This window comes from Bacillus cereus group sp. RP37, from assembly GCF_040459695.1.
GTDB lineage: Bacteria > Bacillota > Bacilli > Bacillales > Bacillaceae_G > Bacillus_A.
This window is the reverse complement of sequence record NZ_JARVHP010000001.1, coordinates 4,642,501-4,661,762: the sequence shown is the minus strand read 5'-3', so window position 1 is coordinate 4,661,762 and position 19,262 is coordinate 4,642,501. Positions and strand designations below refer to the sequence as shown.

Sequence of the window (19,262 nt, the reverse complement as noted above, 5' to 3'; positions counted from 1 at the left end):
ATTTAGTTTATTTCTTGTTTTATATTTATTTGTTGTTCAAGTGTGACAATTTTTTTATATTTAACTTGATATAAAATGTAACAAATGATCATAAATGGAATACCGCAATAAAGAGCGATTCTCTGATCTGGAATGAAAGCTAAACTAACAAATGTAATGAAATTGAGTGAGAATGCTACGATTGGAACTATTGGATAAAGTGGTGTGCGATATTTTAAATCATTAATGTCCCCGCCGTTTTTTAAGAAGTTTCTACGGAAGAAAAACTGCGAAGCTGCGATTGACATCCAAACTACGACAGCGGCCATAGCTGCAATAGATGTTAAAACTAAAAAGACAGTATCTGCCGCAAATATACTTGTTAATAGAGACAAACTTGCAAAGATCAGACTGAAAATTAATGCGTTTAGTGGCACACCTTTTTTAGTTAACTTCGTAAAAGCTGGACTTGCCATTCCTTGTTTTGCCATCGCCCAAAGCATACGAGAATTTGCATATAGGCCAGAGTTGGCTACGGATAATACCGCTGTAATAATAACAAAGTTCATAATGTCTGCTGCATATGGAACACCAGCCACATCAAATACAAGTACAAATGGACTTTCGACTAGATTAGCTTCTTGCCACGGGAGTAAACCTACAACAACTGATATTGCTAGGACGAAGAAGAAGAGAGTTCGCCAAATGGTATTTTTGATTGCTTTAGGGATTGTTTTTTCGGGATTTTCACTTTCTCCCGAAGCAATTCCGATTAATTCTGTTCCTTGGAAGGAGTAATTTACTGTAATCATCGTAAGAAGAACAGCTAATGCACCATTTGGAAATAATCCGCCATTTTCAGTGAAATTGTGAAGCATTGGAGCTGGTTTTCCGTTAAAGTCTAGTAGACCGAACATAACTGCACCACCGAGTACGATGAAAACAACAATAGTTGCGACTTTTACACTTGCGAACCAAAATTCTGCTTCTGCATATGCTTTTGCTGATAAAGCGTTTACAAGGAAGAGTGCTGCTGCAAATGTAACACACCAAATCCACGAAGAAACGTCTGGAAACCAGCGTTTCATTAAAATACTTACAGTTGTTAACTCTACTCCAACTGTAACCGCCCAATTTAACCAATACATCCAACCGACAACAAACCCAAAACCAGGTGAAATAAATTTGCTTGCATAGCTTTGGAATGAACCTGCTTCTGGCATAGCAACAGATAATTCACCAAGACATAACATCGTTAAATACATAACAAATCCACCGACTAAAAATGCAAGAATAGCACCACCAGGACCAGCGTTATGGACGATTTGACCAGAGCCCATAAATAGGCCGGTTCCGATAACACCACCAAGTGCAATCATAAATAGGTGTCTACTTTTCATTGTTCGTTTTAAATCTGTTTGTTCTACTTGTTGATTCATATGCCCTCACCCCGTTATTTTCTTGTATGTATAGACAGCTTTTCATTCCGAGTTTTTAATCATTAGTGGGGGATGTGACACATACTCGGCTTATTTATTATGAAACGAATGGAGTATGTAAAAATACGAACTATGACTAAATACTCTAAGAATGTTTATTAACAAGGTAATATCTTCACCATGTTAATTATTTTGATTTTAGCAAAATAATTCAGAAAAGTATATTGTTTTTTCTTTTTATTAAAAATAATTAGAATTTTAAAACGATAAAAGTGTGAACAATAATTCACAGAATCTTTCTAGCAAACTAGTAAGAAGAAAGGTACAATGATAGGAGGTATGTCTGTAAAATAATAATTAATGGAGTTTTGTTTAAAATGAAAAAGTTAAAATATCTTTTTGTTTTTGGAATTATATTTGCTGCCGCGTTTTTTATAGGGAAAGATAAGATTATACAAAAGGCACAAGTGCTACGCTTAGACTTTCTATCTGAAATGAAAGAAGCGGCTATGATTGAAAATGTTCCGTTTATAAATCAGTTACCAGAATTACCTCGTGGATGTGAAGTGACAAGCTTAGCTATGTTGTTACAATATAAAGGTGTGCAAGTAGATAAGATGCAACTTGCTAGTGAAATTCATCGTGTTCCATTTGAACAAAATGGTTTGCGTGGAAATCCTTATGAGGGATTCGTTGGAAATATTTATACGAAAGCTGAACCAGGATATGGTGTATACAATAAACCAATCTTTAATTTAGCAGAAAAATATGTTCCTGAAAAAGTAATTAATTTAACAGATAGAGACGTGAAAGATCTATATAAGGTAATTAGTTCTGGTTCTCCAGTATGGGTTATTATTAATACAACGTTTAAGCCGCTAGCTGAAAGTAGTTTTGAAACATGGAATACAAGTTCTGGTGAAGTGAAAATTACATATTTTGAGCATAGTGTAGTAGTGGTTGGATACGATCAAAACTTTGTATATGTAAATGATCCTCTAAAAAATAATCCACGTTTCGCTGTTCCACGAGCAGAGTTTGAGAAGGCGTGGGAGCAAATGGGGAAACAAGCGATTACTATTTTATAATAATGAAAAAGCCATCTTTTTGATGGCTTTTTATTTTTAAGTTATTATAACGGAAAATTCAGAAGATTCTTTTAAAAGTTAACAATTCACGTTATAATAACATTTAACTTGGTGAAGAAGGGGAGAAGAGAAATGGATGTTGCGAAGGAACTGGTTTTATCGAAAAATCAATTAATTGAGTGGAGAAGGCATTTTCATAAATATCCAGAGTTATCTTTTCAAGAAGAAAAAACATCACAGTTTGTATTCGATATACTTCGGAAAATCCCATGTTTAGAAGTATCAAGACCTACTAAATATAGTGTAATGGCAAGGTTGATTGGTAAGCAACCTGGTAAAATAGTTGCGGTTCGAGCTGATATGGATGCTCTTCCTATTCATGAAGAAAATGAGTTTGATTTTATTTCTACATACCCAGGTGTGATGCATGCATGTGGTCATGATGGACATATAGCGATATTACTTGGGGTTGTACATAAGTTAGTAGAAGAAAGAGAAAAGATTAAAGGGGAGATTCGTTTTCTATTCCAACATGCTGAAGAAAACTTTCCTGGTGGTGCAGAGGAAATGGTCGCAGCAGGTGTAATGGAAGGTGTGGATTATATTATTGGTGCTCACCTTTGGGCGTCGTTAGAGGTTGGGAAAGTAGGTGTAATTTATGGTCCTGCAATGGCTGCCCCAGATGTTTTTAAAATTACGATAGAAGGAAAAGGTGGACATGCTGGAATCCCTCATGAAACGGTTGATAGTATTGCAATCGGCACACAAGTTGTTGCACAAATGCAGCAAATTGTATCTCGCCTCACGAATCCGTTGGACTCCCTTGTAGTATCTGTTACGCAATTTCATGCTGGGACAACCCATAATGTGATTCCAGAACAAGCGGAGATTGAAGGGACAGTGCGGAGTTTAAGACATGAGTTGCGAGAAGAAACAGTGAAAAGGATTGAACAGATTGTAAAGCACGTGACAGAAGCTTACGGAGCGAAATATACGTTTTCTTATGAATATGGATATCGTCCAGTAGTAAATGATTATGAAGTTACAGAGATTATTGAGCAAACAGCATTACAGCTTTATGGAAGGGAACGAGTTACTCGTTTACAGCCGACGATGGCTGGAGAAGATTTTTCAGCGTTTTTACAAAAGGCGCCAGGGACATTCTTTTTTATCGGAGCAGGAAATAAAGAGAAAGGAATTATATATCCTCACCATCACCCTCGTTTTACGATTGATGAAGATGCATTACCGATTGGCGTGGAAGTCTTTGTATCATCGATTATGAATTTCATAAGTAAAGGAGAATGAGATGAAGAAAATACACGTATTAGCGCTTATTCCAGTTTTTTGTTTAGTTGTTGGACCCGTATTTGCTAATTCAGTTACTCCTTACATATTAGGGATGCCATTTTTATTATTTTGGGTATTATTATCAGTGCTCATTACGTCTCTTTGTATGGGGATTGTGTACGTATTTGATCCTGCTAATAAGGGGGATGTAAAATGACCGCATTACTTATCATTATTTTATTTTTGTTTCTCGCACTATTTTTAGGAATTCGAGCACAACATGGAAAAGATATGAATTTAGAGCAATGGTCAGTTGGAGGAAGAGGATTTGGCACTATTTTTGTTTTTCTTCTTATGGCAGGTGAAATTTATACGACGTTTACATTTTTAGGTGGAAGTGGATGGGCGTATAGTAAAGGAGCACCTACTTTCTATATTTTAGGTTATGGTGCATTAGCTTATATTTTATCTTACTTTTTATTGCCGCCAATTTGGAAGTATGCGAAAGAGCATAATCTTGTTTCGCAGCCAGATTTTTTTGTGAAGAAATATAGGAGTCAGACACTTGGCATTATCGTTTCTATCATTGGAGTTATTTCGATTATCCCCTACCTCGTTTTACAGTTAAAAGGATTAGGGATTATTGTTTCGGAAGCGTCGTACGGAAGGGTGTCACCAGTTATCGCAGTGTGGATTGGCGCAATTGTTATAACGATATATGTAATGGTTTCAGGTATACACGGCTCTGCTTGGACGGCCGCTTTGAAGGATATGATGATACTGTTTATCGTTATGTTTTTGGGTATATATTTACCGTACCATTATTACGGAGGATTTCAGCCGATGTTTGAAGCTGTAGAAGCAGCAAAACTAGGATTTTTATCTTTACCTGATGAAGGAATGAGCATTTCTTGGTTTGTTTCTACTATTGTATTAACAGCTCTCGGTTTCTATATGTGGCCCCATACATTCGCTTCTGCTTTCTCGGCAAAAAATGAAAAAGTATTTCGTAAAAATGCGGCCATTATGCCACTGTATTCTTTAGTTTTACTTTTCGTGTTCTTTGCAGGGTTTGCAGCTATACTGCAAGTTCCTGGATTAAAGGGAGGGGATGTAGACCTTTCGTTATTCCGTCTGGCTCTTCAAACTTTTGATCCTTGGTTTATTGGTATTATTGGTAGTGCGGGAGTATTAACAGCATTAGTTCCAGGTTCCATGCTTGTTATGGCGGCATCTACGTTGTTAGCGAAAAATATTTACCGAACAATGGTCCCGTCTGCTTCAGATAGACAAGTTACTAAAGCAGCAAAATTATTTGTGCCTGTAGTAACACTTGTTGCAGTATTGTTTACATTTAAAGGAGGAGAAACAATAGGAGCTCTTCTTTTAATGGGATACAGTATAGTGACACAACTTTTCCCTGCACTTGTATGTAGTTTGTTTCCACGTCAAGTTATTACGAAGCAAGGTGCAATTGCAGGAATGGGGATCGGGTTGTTAGTGGTCGCATATATTACTTTATCTGGTTCAACTATAGCTACGATGTTTCCTGATTTCCCTCAATATATAAAAGATTTAAATGTAGGAATAGTCGCATTGTTAATGAATATGATTGTGATGTTTATCGTTAGTGGATTTACGAAAAATGTGTCTATAAAAGCAGACAATATAATAGTAGAAAAGTAATCCGTGTGCTAGAGCTATCTTTAAAAAGAGATAGCTCTTTTTTGTATATATTTTCTTCTATTAGCGAAATCTAACTAAAAACTTGTTGAAAAGGAAGTTAGGTGGGGGACTTGTTAGAGTTAAAAGGTAACTTATTTGAAGTTATGAAAGAAATTAGGGATGAGTTAGGTTCGCCTAATGATTTAACAATTAGGGAAGTTGCCCTCGCTGGTAGTTTTACACGCTGTGCTGTTATTTTTTTATGTGGGTTAACAGATAAGGATAATGTTTATAAATATGTAGTTCATACACTTCAATATGAAGAAGTACAAAAAGAAGAGGCTGTTGTTCAAACGTTATTGGATCGTTTTATTTCTATTGCAGAAGTTGGTAAGAAGACAACGTTTCCGGATATTATAAATGCGATTTTAGCAGGAGATACAGTTATATTAATTGATAATATTCAAACCGCTATTGTGATTAATAGTAGAGCTTGGGAAAAAAGAAGTTTAGAACCGCCAGTAACAGAAGACTTAATACGTGGACCGAGGATTGGATTAAATGAAGATATTAATGTGAATAAAATGTTAATCCGACGTGGTTTGCGCGATCCAAAGTTGAGGTTCCAATCTTATATTATGGGGAAGCGATCGCAGAAAGAAGTAACCTTAGTATATATAGAAGATATTATTAACCCTTATATTGTGAAAGAGCTAGATCGGCGTCTTCAATCAATAGAGACAGATGTCGTTTTTGAGACGGGTACGATTGAGCAATTAATTCAAGATAATAATTTGTCACCGTTTCCGCAGTTTTTGAATACAGAAAGGCCTGATAATATTGTGGCCTCGTTAGCGAAAGGAAAGGCAGCTATTTTTGTGGACGGATCACCGTTTGCCCTTATAGCTCCGCTAGTATTTGTTGATATTTTTCAATCTGTAGAGGATCATTACGAGCGCTGGGTGATTGGGACGTTATTGAGGATTTTGCGAATGGTCTCTGGTATTATGGCGGTTTTATTACCAGCGACGTATGTAGCGCTAGTTTCATACCACCAAGGGCTTATTCCATCTAAACTAGCTTATTCTATTGCGGGAGCGAGAGAAGGGGTACCGTTTCCGGCATATATAGAAACGTTAATGATGGCATTAACGATGGAGTTAATACGAGAAGCGGGAATTAGGTTGCCAAAACCGATGGGGCAAACAATTGGGATTGTAGGTGGTCTTGTAATTGGAGAAGCTGCGGTGAACGCAGGGATTGTAAATCCGTTTTTAGTAATTATTATTGCAGTTACTGCAATTGCTACATTTTCACTTCCTGTATATAGCATAACAATTACGTTTCGAATTTTACTTTTTGTCTTTGTATTAGCAGCGACTGCTTTTGGGTTGTACGGAATCATTTTAGCTCTTATTGCACTTGCGATTCATATTACGAATTTAAAGAGTGTTGGGGTGCCATATACAACGCCTATTGCTCCTGCATTTTATAAAGATTGGGAAGAAGAAATGATCCGCTTGCCAAAATCAATGTTGAAAGAAAGACCAGAGTACTTACAAACGAAAGATTCTACAATACGTCCAAAGGAGCGAGAGTAATTGAAACCATTTGAATATGGGGATGAAGAAATTGGATCTCGGGAACTTGGTTTTGCGGTATCGTCAACAATTATCGGTATAGGTGCATTATCTATGCCGCGAGATATTGCTACGCAAACTTTATTTTCGGACGGTTGGATTATTTTGCTTTTGGGTGGATTAGTCTGTGCGGTTTTAGGGTGGTTTGTAACGAGGGTGGCTATTTTATTCCCAAAACAAAACTTTGTTCAATATACGAGTGCACATTTGACGAAGCCTGTTGCATACACAATTAGTAGCATTTTAGTATTAACGTTTGCTGCTTTGACAGCATATGAATCGCGAATGATTGCAATTATTTCACAAACGTATTTGTTTAGTGATACACCAGTGCAACTATTGTCTTTCTTTTTCCTATTAGTTGTTATTTATGGAATAGCAGGATCGAGAGCGGCTTTAGTAAGGCTAAACGTTTTGTTTTTACCTATAGTTTTAATTGCGATAGTGCTGCTTTCTTTATTGAATATAAATTTAATGGAGATAAATAATTTACTACCAGCTTTTCAAACGGACGTCAGTCAATATGCTGTAGGAGTTAAAAACTCTATTTTCACATTTATCGGATTTGAGGTAGCTCTGTTTTATGCTGTGATGTTGAACGATAAGTCAGTGAAAAAGGCACCGATGGCAGTTGCAAAAGCGGTGATGGTAAACGTGTTGTCATACATTTTAATTTATGTAACTTGTATTAGTGTTTTTACTTATATGACAACCCGTGGATTGACGTATCCAACAATTGAATTAGGGAAAGAAATTGAAATTGGAGGAGGGTTTTTAGAAAGATTTGATGCAATTTTTTTCACTACTTGGATTATTACTATTTATAACACGACAGCAATGTATTATGACGTCGCATCTTTATTGTTTTGTGCTATGTTTCCGAAAGTGAAGAAACATATTTTTATTTTCGTAAGTGCCCCGATTATTTTTATGCTGAATATGATACCTAGTAGTTTGAAGGACTTGTCAAATTACGGAACTTATTTAGCTTGGATAGATATGGGCTTTGTCGTGTTAGCACCTTTGTTAGTTTTTATTGTATATAAAATAAAAAGAAGGAATGGTAGAAATGAAACACCTTCTTAAAATCATAATGCTTATAGTTTTAGTTGGATCTATAAGTGGGTGCTCTGAGTTAGAAGAAATAGAAGAAAGAGGATTTGTAGTAGGTGCAGCCTATGATATTGTGAAAAAAAAGAAAGCGAATCCAATTATGAAAGGGACGTATCAGATGGTACTCCCCAGTAAATTGTCGCAACAAGGTGGACAAGGTGGTGGAGATAGCGAAAATTATATTAATGTGAGTGCGAAGGCAGATAGTGTCTTTGAGCAAATACGAATTATTGCCAAAAAAATTAGTCGCTCACTATTCTTTCCGCACATACAAGTGATAATTTTCTCTAAAGATTTATTGTCGAATCCATATGTTTTACAAAATACGTTAGATGTATATATTCGTGATCATGAGATGAGAAGAAATATACGTTTGTTCGTTTCTAAGAAAAATGCAGAAGCTATTTTGAAGCAGAGCGCTAAACCTGAAAATTTACCGGCGCAGTATATTGATATGTTAGCTGAACATCCTCCGAAAAATGCTCAAATGATTGAGGCTGCAAGAATTGGTGAAGTTCAGGAAAAGATGATTTCCAACCGAAGCTTCGTATTACCTATTCTTGAATTAACAAAGCAAGGGGTACAAATGAACGGGGCAGCGTTGTTTCGCGGGAAGGATAATAAGTGTGTAGGTAGTTTGAATGGAGAAGAAACATTTGGAATAAATTATATAATAGGTAAGAAAATTGGAGGATTCTTTACCATTCGTAAAAAAGACCAGCTTATTACATATGAAATTCATAAAATGCGTCGAAAGATTAAAGTATCTACAGAAAATGCTACAAAACCGAAGTTCGATATTCACTTGTTTTTGGAAGGAACATTGGCTGAGTTGCATTTTAGTGATCATAAACAAATTATGAACGAAAAGCGATTAAAGAAAAACATCACGGAGGAAATGGAGAAGCGCATTCAAAAATCGATTAAGCTTGTTCAAAAAAAATATAAGGTAGATGTATTAGAGTTAGGGGAAGTATATAAGCGGCATAATTATAAAGAATGGAAGAAGATAGATAAGAATTGGGATCAAGGTGAAAATTACTTTAGTAATGCTGAGATTACTGTTCATGTTCATCCGACAATTGAGCATTCAGGTTCAGCTTTACCAAAAAGAGTAAAGTAAGGTGATGGAAGGTGTTTACTGGATTAGGAATTAGTTGCACAATATTAATGGCAATTCTTCCGGGGTCCATATACTACATACATAAAAAAATCACAACGTATGGAGCACAACCTTGGAATACTGATATACAAAAAAAGAAACCTGAATAAATTCAGGTTTCTTTCGTGCAAAGCAAATGAAGGGGGATACCTTCTATGTATGCTTTGCTTTTATACAAGCCCTAACCAATGTACCAATTGTGTAGAGAGGAATGTCACAACAATGGCGATAACGGTAGGGATTGCAAACGATAAGAATGTCCATTTTGCACTTTTTGTTTCTTTATATATGTTAACCAGTGTTGTTCCACATGGGAAATGAAGAAGTGAGAACAACATTGTGTTTAACGCTGTTAACCAAGTCCAACCATTTTCTAAGAATAGATTTTTAATTTGGTTAAAATCATCTATTTCAGTTAAAGCTCCGGTTGATAAGTAAGACATTAATAAAATCGGGATAACAATTTCATTCGCTGGTAGTCCAAGAATGAATGCAGCTAAAATAAATCCATCAAGTCCTAACATTTTAGCGAACGGATCTAGGAAGTTTACAAAATACATAAGTAAGCTCGTGTCACCGATGAAAATATTAGCAAGTAACCAAGTTAATGCAGCCGCAGGTGCAGCTACAACAACAGCTCGTTTTAAAACATAGACTGATTTATCGAGTGTTGCACGCACAATTGTATTCCAAACCTTTGGCTTACGGTACGGTGGTAACTCAAGAGTGTAGTGAGTTGGCACGCCTTTTAAAGCTGTTTTTGATAGTACCCAAGAAACAGTTAATGTCATAATAACACCAATTACAACCATTCCAACTACGACACCTGCAGTAACTAATGTTTGCATACTACCTGTATAACCAGCAGCCATAAATAATGAAGCCATTAAAATTAACATAGGCCAGCGACCGTTACAAGGAACGAAGTTGTTTGTTAAAATTGCAAGCATTCGTTCACGTGGTGATTCAATAATACGTGTTGACATAATAGCGGCTGCATTACAACCAAACCCCATTGCCATTGTTAAAGATTGTTTGCCGTGTGCACCGGAGCGTTTGAATAAGCGGTCCATATTAAAAGCGACACGTGGTAAGTATCCGTAGTTTTCTAATAGTGCGAACATAGGGAAAAAGATAGCCATAGGTGGTAACATAACGCTAATAACAGCACCGATACCACGGAATAAGCCGAGTATTAAAATGCCATGTAACCATTCGGGTGCATGTGCTGCCTGGAACCAAGATGTTAAATACCCTTCGGCCCATCCGAAGAACTCAGCAATCATATCAGAGGGTATGTTAGCACCTGCAATTGTAAGATAAAAAATGATAGATAAAATACCGAGCATAATTGGAAATCCCCAAATTGGAGATGTGAAAATTTTATCTAGTTTTTCAGAACGATACAATTTATCAGTATTTGTATATTGAACAGATTCTTTACATATGCTTGCAGATGTTCGATAAATATCTCCGACAATATCATCTCGTATATCGTCTTTTGATAGTGCTTGTGCATGTTGAATAATATAGTCCAATGGAAGAGCTTTACTGGCTGAGTGAGATTCCATTCATTACGACCTCCCTTACAAGTGGTTCATTATGGTGTTTTTGAAGTGTAGTTAAGAAATTTTTATCTCCATCTAATATACGTAACGCAATCCAACGTGCTGGATACGCATCACCGAACACTTTATAAATTTGCGGTTCTAATTCCTGAATCATGCTTTCGATTTTTTCGCTGTAAGAAATTTTAATTGGTGTTGGAATTAGTTTTTTATTTGCTACTTTAGCGATCACATTTAGCAAATGTCCAATGCCTACTCGGTTACGAGCAGAAATCTTAACTACAGGTACACCGAGTGATTTGGCTAATTTTTTTTCATCAATAACGATGCCTTTTTTCTCAGCTTCATCAATTAAGTTAATACAAATGACTACGTTGCTCGTCATTTCCATCACTTGGAGTGCTAAATTTAAATTTCTCTCCATAGCAGTTGCGTCTATAACAACTACAGTTACTTCTGGTTTTTCAAATATAATATAATCCCTCGCTACTTCTTCGTCCGCAGAATTTGAATATAGTGAGTAAGTTCCAGGTAAATCAATTAATGTATATTTACTTCCGTTATGTTCATATTCCCCTTCAGCTTTTAAAACAGTTTTTCCCGTCCAGTTTCCAGTATGCTGTTTTAAGCCTGTTAAAGTATTAAATAATGTACTTTTCCCGGTATTCGGGTTGCCAGCTAAAGCAATGCGATGTTTGCTCATCTGAAATCATCTCCTATTAATACCCCGAAAATAAGGGAACTTTCTTCCTTGCGTAGTGCAATAGTGGTGTTGCTTACTTGATAAGCGACAGGATCTCCAAGTGGACTGCGTTGTAATACTTTAATCGTTGCCCCAGGGATAAATCCTAAATCTAATAAACGTCGTTTCATAGTTCCTTCTAATTGTATCTTCTCAATTTGTACAAACTCTCCTGTCTTAAATTCGGAAAGTGGTTTTGTATTAGCCGATACCATAAAAGTTACCTCATCTCTATATTGTTAGTTTAAGTTTAAAAAGTTTCCTTAGGTAAACTTTTTGTTAGTAATATAGTAGACTACATTGGATGATGCTGTCAATTGGTACTTTAAAAATATTCATTTATTTTTAGAATTGTTCCAATTTATTTAGTTGTACTAAAAAATATTACTGAAATTTTATTTAATGTAAATGAAGTAAGAGTGTAAAAGTTAAAAAATACAAAGGATTTGTAAATGTATTTTTAACTAAAAGGGGAAAAGAGCGAAAAACATTTACATTGAGTTTACATTGTTAAGAATAAATTTACATTACAGCTTAATTAGTGTGGATTTTGTTGGGTTCTTTAACTATAAATCTTGGGATTCCTAGCTTTTAAGGGTTATTATCGTTATTTACTTAAAATTAAAGATTGCTTAACACTCACATAATATTGCTGTCCTACAATGAATTTGTGTTCGAAAGAAAATGAATTCGAAAAGTGATAATCCAAATGGGGGTACAAGACATGGTTATGAAAAAAGGTATTAAATTTTCTTTAGCGGCTTTAGTGGTAGCAGGAGCGTTGGTTGGATGTGGGAAAGCGGAAGATACAGCTAGTAAAGAAAGTGCTAAAGGAAGCGATAATACAAAACAAGAATTATCAGGCACGATTGCAGCAGCTGGTTCTACGGCTCTTCTACCTCTTGCGGAGGAAGCTGGAAAGAAATTCATGGAAAAAAATTCGAAAGTTTCTATTCAAGTTCAAGGTGGCGGTAGTGGAACTGGGATTAACCAAGTAGCATCGGGTGCAGTACAAATTGGTAATTCAGATGTTCCGTCTGGAGATAAAATAAAAGATGCTGAAAAAGCGAAAGAATTAGTAGATAACAAGGTAGCGGGTATTGCATTCGCACTTGTCGTAAATAAAGATGTAAAAGTTGATAACTTAACAGTAAAACAAGTACAAGATATCTTCACTGGAAAAGTAACAAACTGGAAAGAGGTAGGCGGGAAAGATGAAAAAATCAACGTAATTAACCGTCCGGCTTCATCTGGTACACGTGCTACGTTTGAAAAGACAGTTATGAAAGAAGCGAAAATTAATGATGGAACTGGTACAACACAAGATTCTAACGGTGCAGTAGAGCAAGCGATTAACTCTACTCCAGGTTCAGTAAGTTATTTAGCGATGTCTTACATGGTTGGCGATAAAAAAGGTGCGCTACAAACAGTGAAAATTGATGGTGCTGAACCAAAAGTTGAAAACATTTCGTCGGGTAAATATCCATTCTGGTCTTACGAGTACATGGTAACAAAAGGTGAGGCAAAAGAAGCAACGAAAGCTTACATTGACTATGTAAAAGGTAAGGATTTTGAAAAGCAAGTAGAAGATATGGGTTACATTCCTATGTCTAAATTAAATAAATAAGAAAGTTTTATGGGGCTGGCTGCAAGGCCAGTCCTGTTCATTTCAATCTATGAAGTGGGGTCTGACCTGTGATGAAGGGGAAAAAACAAATTAATTACGTAAAAAGTGAATATATAGGAAGATCGCTTGTTACGTTTTGTGGTATTTTTATTGTTTTAATTACATTAGCTATTATTGCGTTTATTTGCGGTAAAGGTATTCAATCTTTTACACAAAGCGGTATCTCATTTACTGAGATGTTAACATCGACAAAATGGAATCCAAATGCTGACGAAGGAACCTTTGGGGCTTTGATTTTCATTGTAGGTTCAACAGTGGTTTCGTTAGGTGCGGTTATTATTAGTGCGCCAATTGCTATAGCTCTTGCTATATTCATGAATTTAATTTCGCCGAAGTTTGGGAATAAAGTATTGAAGCCTGTTTTAGAATTATTAGTTGGTATTCCTTCGGTTGTATACGGATTATTAGGGGTTACGATTTTAGTGCCGCTATTACGTGATTCGTTTGGGGGAGTGGGCTTTAGTTTAATTGCAGGTATCGTTGTATTAAGTATTATGATTTTGCCTACTATTGCTAGTATCGCTTCTGATGCAATACGCTCTGTTCCATTTGATTATTTAGAAGCTTCTTATGGTCTAGGATCAACGAAATGGCAAGCGATTAGCCGAGTGATTGTTCCTGCTGCGAAAAAAGGGATTTTAACAGGTGTTGTTTTAGGTTTAGCACGTGCTTTTGGTGAAGCGTTAGCGGTTCAAATGGTAATTGGAAACACAATTAAATTACCAGAAGGAATATATAGTCCGACAGCAACGTTAACTGGTATTTTGACAATGGACATGACAAATACATTAAACGGAACTGCTTGGAACAATGCGCTATGGAGTTTAGCGATGATTTTACTTGTTATTTCATTCCTGTTTATTTTAGTAATTCGAGCGATTGGGCAAAGAGGTGAGCGATAATAATGAACGCAAGAACGGTAAATAAAGTTTGGACAGGTATCTTTTATGCAGTTGCAGCTTTAGTTGTAGCTCTTCTAGTATTCTTAGTGTTTGAAATTCTGCAAAAGGGATGGGGATTTTGGGATCCTAATTTCTTGTTTGGAGAACCAAGTAATACAAGAGCTGGTGGTGGGATTGGTCCGCAGTTATTCAATTCCTTCTACATGCTTGTTATAACGCTTGTTATATCTATTCCTCTTGGATTAGGTGCTGGGATATATTTAGCAGAGTATGCAAAACAAGGACGTTTCTTAAACTTTGTTCGTTTATGTATCGAGACAATGGCGTCTTTACCATCTATTGTTGTTGGTCTATTCGGTTTGCTAGTGTTCGTTACTATGACAGGTTGGGGATATACAGTAATGGGTGGTGCCCTTGCTTTAACGATTTTAAACTTACCAGGTTTAACACGTGTTTGTGAAAATGCGATTTCAGAAGTGCCTCATAATGTAAAAGAGGCGAGTCTTGGATTAGGTGCAACGAAATGGCAAACAATCGCTCGTATTATTATTCCGTCGTCATTACCGCAAATTATTACAGGTATTATTTTAGCGGCGGGTCGTATATTTGGTGAAGCGGCAGCGTTAATTTATACAGCGGGTTTAACATCCCCGATTTTAAATTCAGCAGCGGACTTCTCAAGTCCTGCGCATCCTTTAAATCCATTTAGACCAGCTGAAACGTTAGCGGTTCACATTTGGAAGTTAAATTCTGAAGGAGTTATTCCGGATGCAAAGTTGATTGCGACAAAATCTGCAGCTGTATTAATTATTATGGTATTACTATTCAACGTTATTTCACGCTTGGTAGCATCTATCTTGCACAAACGTTTTACAGGAACGAAAAGAAAAAGTAAAACGACGAAGAAAGTAAAAGCGGCATAAATTATAAAGAGGAACTCTCTACTTATAAGTAGGGAGTTCTTTTTGTATTTTAATATAGAAGGAATGGATGTAATGATTGTTGAATTTGTAATTGATTATATAGATGAATAGGTACGGATGAGAGGGGAAGTTAATTTGTTTTTTCTGCAAATGTCAGGTTTTCCTGGATCGGGAAAATCGACAGTTTCTAAGTATATAGCGAAGTTAACAGGTGCTGTAATTGTAGATCACGACGTTTTGAAATCGGCATTGTTACAATCATTAGAAATGAAAGGGGTTGAATCGACAATTGTTGGCGGAGTATCATACGATGTTGAATGGTCATTGATTGATTCTTATTTAGAACAAGAGCATAGTGTTATATTGGATAGTCCATGTCTATATGAAGGGATGGTTGAAAAAGGAATGAAACGGTCTAATAAACACGGTGTAAAATATAAATATATTGAATGTTATCTTAATGATATGGAAGAGATTAATAATAGGCTACAAACACGTAAGCGTATGGTCAGTCAGATTGGAAGAGTGGATTCGGAAGTAGCCTTTAAAAAGTGGTTAGATGGTAGTAAAAGACCTTTAAATAGTGAATATCTTATTGTGGATTCTAGTAAACCTCTAGAGCAATATGCGGAAAAAATGATGGATTATATGAGTAGGTAGAGAAAAAAGCGTTATCTTCATTCGTGAAGATAACGCTTTTTTTTAAATATCAGGTGTTTCTGTAGAAGTGCTTATTTTTCTGCGCGAGCGTCTTTTTCTCCCAATTTTATCTAATAGTTCATACATAACTGGAACGACTACTAATGTAAGAACGGTTGAGACTGCTAAACCACCGATGACAACGACTGCCAAACTTTTTGATACCATACTTCCTGCTTGGGATTGGCCAAATAGGAGTGGCAGCATAGCGACGATTGTCGTTATAGCTGTCATAATAATTGGACGTAATCTAGTGGATCCAGCTTCTAGTAAGGCTTCTCTTGTTTCCATTCCGTGTTCCCGATTTTGTTGTACTCTTTCTATTAATACGATAGCGTTTGTAACGACAATCCCGATTAACATTAATGCGCCGATCAAGGAATTTACATCAACAGGTGTTCCTGAAATGATTAATCCTAAAATACCGCCAACGGCAGCTAATGGCAAGGAGAACAAAATTGCAAAAGGAGCGCGTGCTTGCCCGAAGGTGATAACCATAATTAAATATACAATCCCGATTGCAATCCCCATAATTTTGAATAGGTCCGTGAAGTTTTCTTGCATAGATTCAGTGGCGCCTGCAATAGTTACTTTTGCGCCGCTAGGTAAATCTAAATCAGTTATCGCTTTGTTTACTTCTGTGCTTACTTTACTTAAATCTTCACTTGAGGCCTCGGCATTAATTTGAATCGTTTCTTTACCGTCTTTATGGAAGACTTCTGTTTGAAGTTGCTTTTCTGAAATGGTTGCAATGTCTTTTAAAGGAATTGGTCCATTGATAGGTGATAGTATGTTAGTGTTTAAAATGTCTTCTTGTTTAGTAATGTTTTCTTTTTTGTGTTCTATTATAATAGTTGTTTTTTCATTATTGATTGAAACTTCACCAATAGGTGATTTCTTCATAAGGAATGCTACTTGTTGTGCTGCTAATTCTGGTGTTAATCCCAGTTGTTCGGCCTTTGTCTGATCAACATGGATTTGCCATTCTTTCTTAGAGTCTTCTAAATTCGTTTTTACTTTAGAGAGAGCAGGCATATCTTTTAGTTTTGTTTCGACGATAGTAGCAGCCTTTTTTAAATTCGTTTCGTTAGTGGCTGTTACGTTAAATTGCAAATTGTTGCCGCCACCAGAGCTTGAATAACTCGTTTTTATGTAATCAAGTTCAGCGGGCTCAAAAGCTTTATGTTCTTTTTTTAAATCTTTAATATATTGATCAATATCAGAGCCTTTCTTGAAGACTACAAATATACTGGCAAGATTATTTTTTGTCGTTTGTCCCCATTGTGCATCTTCTGCGCTAGATCCCATTCGTAAAATAACATCCGTTACATCTGAATTAGAAAGTAATTTCTTTTCGAAATCGAATGCTTTTTGTTTTTGCGTTTCAGGAGCGTAATCAGCTGGGAATGTCATGTTAATAGATAACATTGTGTCGTCTTCAGATTTTATGTTCGCTTTCGGTAGTAATATATAGGCTGCAATCGATCCTGCAAATAATAAAAAAGAAGTAAGTAGAATAATGAATTTATGCGAAAGAGCCCACTTTAATGTAGCGACATATCGTGGTGAAGAATTTGGCTTTCGATGTTTTGTCTTTTTGAGTAGTAAAAAAGCCATAAGTGGAACAACTGTTAGTGCGACGATTAAGGATGATAGTATGGAATATACAACTGCTAATACCATAGGTAACATTAATTTTCCAATTACTCCTGATACGAGGCCGATAGGTAAGAAAACAGCGACTGTTGTTAAAGTAGAAGAAGTAATTGCGACGGCGACCTCTTTCGTTGCATCGAGAATAATATCTTTAGAGAAAGATTCTTTTTGTAAACGACGGAAAATATTCTCAATGACAACGATGCTATCATCGACGAGACGTCCAACTGCAACAGCTAAACCACCAAGCGTTAGGGTGTTAAGTGTGATGTTAGATTGGTGGAGTAAAAAGAGAGTTAATAAAATAGATAATGGGATACTGACAACAGCGATGAGTGTTGTTCGGAAGTTACGCAAAAAGATTAAGATAATTAGAGTTGCAGCAATTGCCCCAAGTATTACTTCTTTTCCCATACTAGTAACAGCATTTTCAACTTGCTCATGAGTTGAGGCTAAAAGTTTAATAGAAAACTGATCTTTATATTGTTTACTTATATCTTTAATTTTTTTATCGATTTCTTTTCCGATTGCAACCGCATTTTTACTTGGCTCTTTCATAATGATTAATCCGGTTCCTTCTTCTCCATTTATATGCGAGATTGTATCGTAGTGTTGTTTAAGCTCGATTTGAGCAACATCTTGCAACTTTACTTGAGGTGCAACGGTGATGTTTTTAATGTCATCTACATTTTTTATATCCCCAATGACGCGAAGGTTATATTCTTCTTTATTAACGGTAATTGCTCCAGCTGGAGTGGAAGTTTCTTTTCCTTGTAAAACTTTTAATACTTGCTCTGTTGTTACGTTTTTATCTTTTAATTGGTTTGAGTCTAGTACGATAGATAATTCAGAAGCTGATTTTCCGAAAAACATAACGTTGGCAACACCATCAATGCTTTCGAGTTGCGGTACGATTTCTTTTTCGATTTGTTTTTCATCTGCTTTTGAAAATCCGTTTTGCTTCTGGATAGCAATTTGGGCGAGTGGAATCATAGAAGTATTTAATTGGCTAACTACGGGTTTCGTTGCATCTTTAGGTAATTTAATTGTATTAATGGCCTTTTCGACTTCGCGTGCTGCGTCTTTCATATTTGCTTTGGATGTATACGCGATATCGATGCGTGATAATCCCTCGTGCGTAGAAGAGGTGATGCTATCGATATGTTCTAAATTGCGAAATTGTTTTTCGAGAGGATCAGTTACTTCTTTCGTCATCGCTTCAGCGTCGAGTCCTTGAGATAAGGTGGTGACAGTGACTGCTGGATTATCGATGCTTGGTAAAAATTCCATAGGTAATTTAGAGCCGGAATAAACGCCGAGTATGGAAACGAGAAAAACCATGATGATAACAGCGGCGCGATTTTTTAATGAAAACTTTGTTAACCTATCCATAAAGTAATTCCTCCATTGGTTTATTTATAGTTGAGTACGTCCTTTCTTAACTATATAACAAAAAATGGATATTTTTCATTAATTAAATGTAAAAAAATTCTAACAATAATCTTAAGTTAATGTTTTGTAGGAATTTCGTTATTTATCTCGCTATTCGCCGGACGATAAGACTCTCACCTCAAAATTCGGTTGGAGTCGAGTTGCCTGTAAACACCCGATTCGTTCAACTAATAATTTGTGTGGAGGAACAAAGCCAAAAATCAGCATGTTCGCTTTATTAGGAAGTGAAAATACTGATTGGAGGGGGAAGAGGTAAA

At 36.1% G+C, this 19,262-nt stretch carries 16 protein-coding genes; 11 read left to right on the top strand and 5 right to left on the bottom strand.

Annotation, left to right across the window (positions count from 1 at the left end; translation table 11 throughout):
* Window positions 1–2 precede the first annotated feature (2 nt).
* Complete coding sequence (locus tag QCI44_RS24705) at window positions 3–1,418, bottom strand: amino acid permease (RefSeq protein WP_001076075.1); 1,416 nt, start codon at window positions 1,416–1,418, stop codon at window positions 3–5.
* A gap of 377 nt (window positions 1,419–1,795) precedes the next feature.
* Between QCI44_RS24705 and QCI44_RS24700 the strand changes: the two genes are divergently transcribed.
* The 7 genes from QCI44_RS24700 to QCI44_RS24670 all read left to right on the top strand — a co-directional run bounded on the left by QCI44_RS24700 (window position 1,796) and on the right by QCI44_RS24670 (window position 9,337).
* Window positions 1,796–2,506 carry a C39 family peptidase gene (locus QCI44_RS24700; RefSeq protein ID WP_002108792.1) on the top strand — a complete coding sequence of 237 codons (711 nt, stop codon included), beginning with the start codon at window positions 1,796–1,798 and terminating at the stop codon, window positions 2,504–2,506.
* A 132-nt stretch (window positions 2,507–2,638) separates the two neighbouring features.
* Window positions 2,639–3,814, top strand: a complete 1,176-nt coding sequence (locus QCI44_RS24695) for an amidohydrolase (protein ID WP_000382107.1) — start codon at window positions 2,639–2,641, stop codon at window positions 3,812–3,814.
* A gap of 1 nt (window position 3,815) precedes the next feature.
* Window positions 3,816–4,013: a DUF3311 domain-containing protein gene (locus tag QCI44_RS24690; protein ID WP_000719859.1), complete on the top strand. Its 198-nt coding sequence runs from the start codon at window positions 3,816–3,818 to the stop codon at window positions 4,011–4,013.
* Window positions 4,010–5,482: a sodium:solute symporter family protein gene (locus QCI44_RS24685; RefSeq protein WP_353811490.1), complete on the top strand. Its 1,473-nt coding sequence runs from the start codon at window positions 4,010–4,012 to the stop codon at window positions 5,480–5,482. Before QCI44_RS24690 ends, QCI44_RS24685 begins: the two co-directional genes overlap by 4 nt.
* Before the next feature lie 101 nt (window positions 5,483–5,583).
* Window positions 5,584–7,062, top strand: coding sequence for a spore germination protein GerLA (gerLA, locus tag QCI44_RS24680; protein ID WP_353811489.1), 1,479 nt, complete (start codon window positions 5,584–5,586; stop codon window positions 7,060–7,062).
* Window positions 7,063–8,187 carry a spore germination protein GerLB gene (gene gerLB, locus QCI44_RS24675; protein WP_000802033.1) on the top strand — a complete coding sequence of 375 codons (1,125 nt, stop codon included), beginning with the start codon at window positions 7,063–7,065 and terminating at the stop codon, window positions 8,185–8,187.
* The gene (locus QCI44_RS24670; RefSeq protein ID WP_000681621.1) at window positions 8,171–9,337 is read left to right on the top strand and encodes a Ger(x)C family spore germination protein; all 1,167 of its coding nucleotides are present in this window, start codon (window positions 8,171–8,173) and stop codon (window positions 9,335–9,337) included. The genes gerLB and QCI44_RS24670 overlap by 17 nt, the downstream gene beginning before the upstream one ends.
* A 209-nt stretch (window positions 9,338–9,546) precedes the next feature.
* Here the strand turns inward: QCI44_RS24670 and QCI44_RS24665 are convergent, their stop codons facing one another.
* Genes QCI44_RS24665 through QCI44_RS24655 form a run of 3 tightly spaced genes read right to left on the bottom strand, consistent with a single transcriptional unit; the run spans window position 9,547 to window position 11,901 of the window.
* Entirely contained in the window at window positions 9,547–10,947 is a 1,401-nt protein-coding gene (locus QCI44_RS24665) for a nucleoside recognition domain-containing protein (protein ID WP_353811488.1), read from the bottom strand.
* Window positions 10,925–11,647: a FeoB small GTPase domain-containing protein gene (locus QCI44_RS24660; RefSeq protein WP_016133640.1), complete on the bottom strand. Its 723-nt coding sequence runs from the start codon at window positions 11,645–11,647 to the stop codon at window positions 10,925–10,927. The genes QCI44_RS24665 and QCI44_RS24660 overlap by 23 nt, the downstream gene beginning before the upstream one ends.
* On the bottom strand, window positions 11,644–11,901 hold the full coding sequence (locus tag QCI44_RS24655) for a FeoA family protein (RefSeq protein WP_000252989.1): 258 nt from the start codon (window positions 11,899–11,901) through the stop codon (window positions 11,644–11,646). Before QCI44_RS24655 ends, QCI44_RS24660 begins: the two co-directional genes overlap by 4 nt.
* Before the next feature lie 509 nt (window positions 11,902–12,410).
* Here QCI44_RS24655 and QCI44_RS24650 point away from each other — a divergent pair.
* The 4 genes from QCI44_RS24650 to QCI44_RS24635 all read left to right on the top strand — a co-directional run bounded on the left by QCI44_RS24650 (window position 12,411) and on the right by QCI44_RS24635 (window position 15,858).
* Window positions 12,411–13,313 carry a phosphate ABC transporter substrate-binding protein PstS family protein gene (locus tag QCI44_RS24650; RefSeq protein ID WP_000245104.1) on the top strand — a complete coding sequence of 301 codons (903 nt, stop codon included), beginning with the start codon at window positions 12,411–12,413 and terminating at the stop codon, window positions 13,311–13,313.
* Between the two features lie 71 nt (window positions 13,314–13,384).
* Entirely contained in the window at window positions 13,385–14,275 is an 891-nt protein-coding gene (gene pstC, locus QCI44_RS24645; RefSeq protein ID WP_000676673.1) for a phosphate ABC transporter permease subunit PstC, read from the top strand.
* Between the two features lie 2 nt (window positions 14,276–14,277).
* Window positions 14,278–15,198 (top strand): phosphate ABC transporter permease PstA, encoded by a 921-nt coding sequence (pstA, locus tag QCI44_RS24640; RefSeq protein ID WP_000994145.1) that lies wholly within the window; start codon window positions 14,278–14,280, stop codon window positions 15,196–15,198.
* A gap of 135 nt (window positions 15,199–15,333) precedes the next feature.
* Window positions 15,334–15,858 carry a P-loop nucleotide/nucleoside kinase family protein gene (locus tag QCI44_RS24635; protein WP_353811487.1) on the top strand — a complete coding sequence of 175 codons (525 nt, stop codon included), beginning with the start codon at window positions 15,334–15,336 and terminating at the stop codon, window positions 15,856–15,858.
* A gap of 42 nt (window positions 15,859–15,900) precedes the next feature.
* Here the strand turns inward: QCI44_RS24635 and QCI44_RS24630 are convergent, their stop codons facing one another.
* Entirely contained in the window at window positions 15,901–18,945 is a 3,045-nt protein-coding gene (locus QCI44_RS24630; protein WP_353811486.1) for an efflux RND transporter permease subunit, read from the bottom strand.
* Window positions 18,946–19,262: the final 317 nt, after the last annotated feature.

What these genes read in the sequence shown, in the direction of transcription:
- QCI44_RS24705 (WP_001076075.1), bottom strand. Translation starts at nt 1,418, where the DNA reads ATGAATCAACAAGTAGAACAAACAGATTTAAAACGAACAATGAAAAGT.
- QCI44_RS24700 (WP_002108792.1), top strand. Translation starts at nt 1,796, where the DNA reads ATGAAAAAGTTAAAATATCTTTTTGTTTTTGGAATTATATTTGCTGCC.
- QCI44_RS24695 (WP_000382107.1), top strand. Translation starts at nt 2,639, where the DNA reads ATGGATGTTGCGAAGGAACTGGTTTTATCGAAAAATCAATTAATTGAG.
- QCI44_RS24690 (WP_000719859.1), top strand. Translation starts at nt 3,816, where the DNA reads ATGAAGAAAATACACGTATTAGCGCTTATTCCAGTTTTTTGTTTAGTT.
- QCI44_RS24685 (WP_353811490.1), top strand. Translation starts at nt 4,010, where the DNA reads ATGACCGCATTACTTATCATTATTTTATTTTTGTTTCTCGCACTATTT.
- QCI44_RS24670 (WP_000681621.1), top strand. Translation starts at nt 8,171, where the DNA reads ATGAAACACCTTCTTAAAATCATAATGCTTATAGTTTTAGTTGGATCT.
- QCI44_RS24665 (WP_353811488.1), bottom strand. Translation starts at nt 10,947, where the DNA reads ATGGAATCTCACTCAGCCAGTAAAGCTCTTCCATTGGACTATATTATT.
- QCI44_RS24660 (WP_016133640.1), bottom strand. Translation starts at nt 11,647, where the DNA reads ATGAGCAAACATCGCATTGCTTTAGCTGGCAACCCGAATACCGGGAAA.
- QCI44_RS24655 (WP_000252989.1), bottom strand. Translation starts at nt 11,901, where the DNA reads ATGGTATCGGCTAATACAAAACCACTTTCCGAATTTAAGACAGGAGAG.
- QCI44_RS24650 (WP_000245104.1), top strand. Translation starts at nt 12,411, where the DNA reads ATGGTTATGAAAAAAGGTATTAAATTTTCTTTAGCGGCTTTAGTGGTA.
- pstC (WP_000676673.1), top strand. Translation starts at nt 13,385, where the DNA reads ATGAAGGGGAAAAAACAAATTAATTACGTAAAAAGTGAATATATAGGA.
- pstA (WP_000994145.1), top strand. Translation starts at nt 14,278, where the DNA reads ATGAACGCAAGAACGGTAAATAAAGTTTGGACAGGTATCTTTTATGCA.
- QCI44_RS24630 (WP_353811486.1), bottom strand. Translation starts at nt 18,945, where the DNA reads ATGGATAGGTTAACAAAGTTTTCATTAAAAAATCGCGCCGCTGTTATC.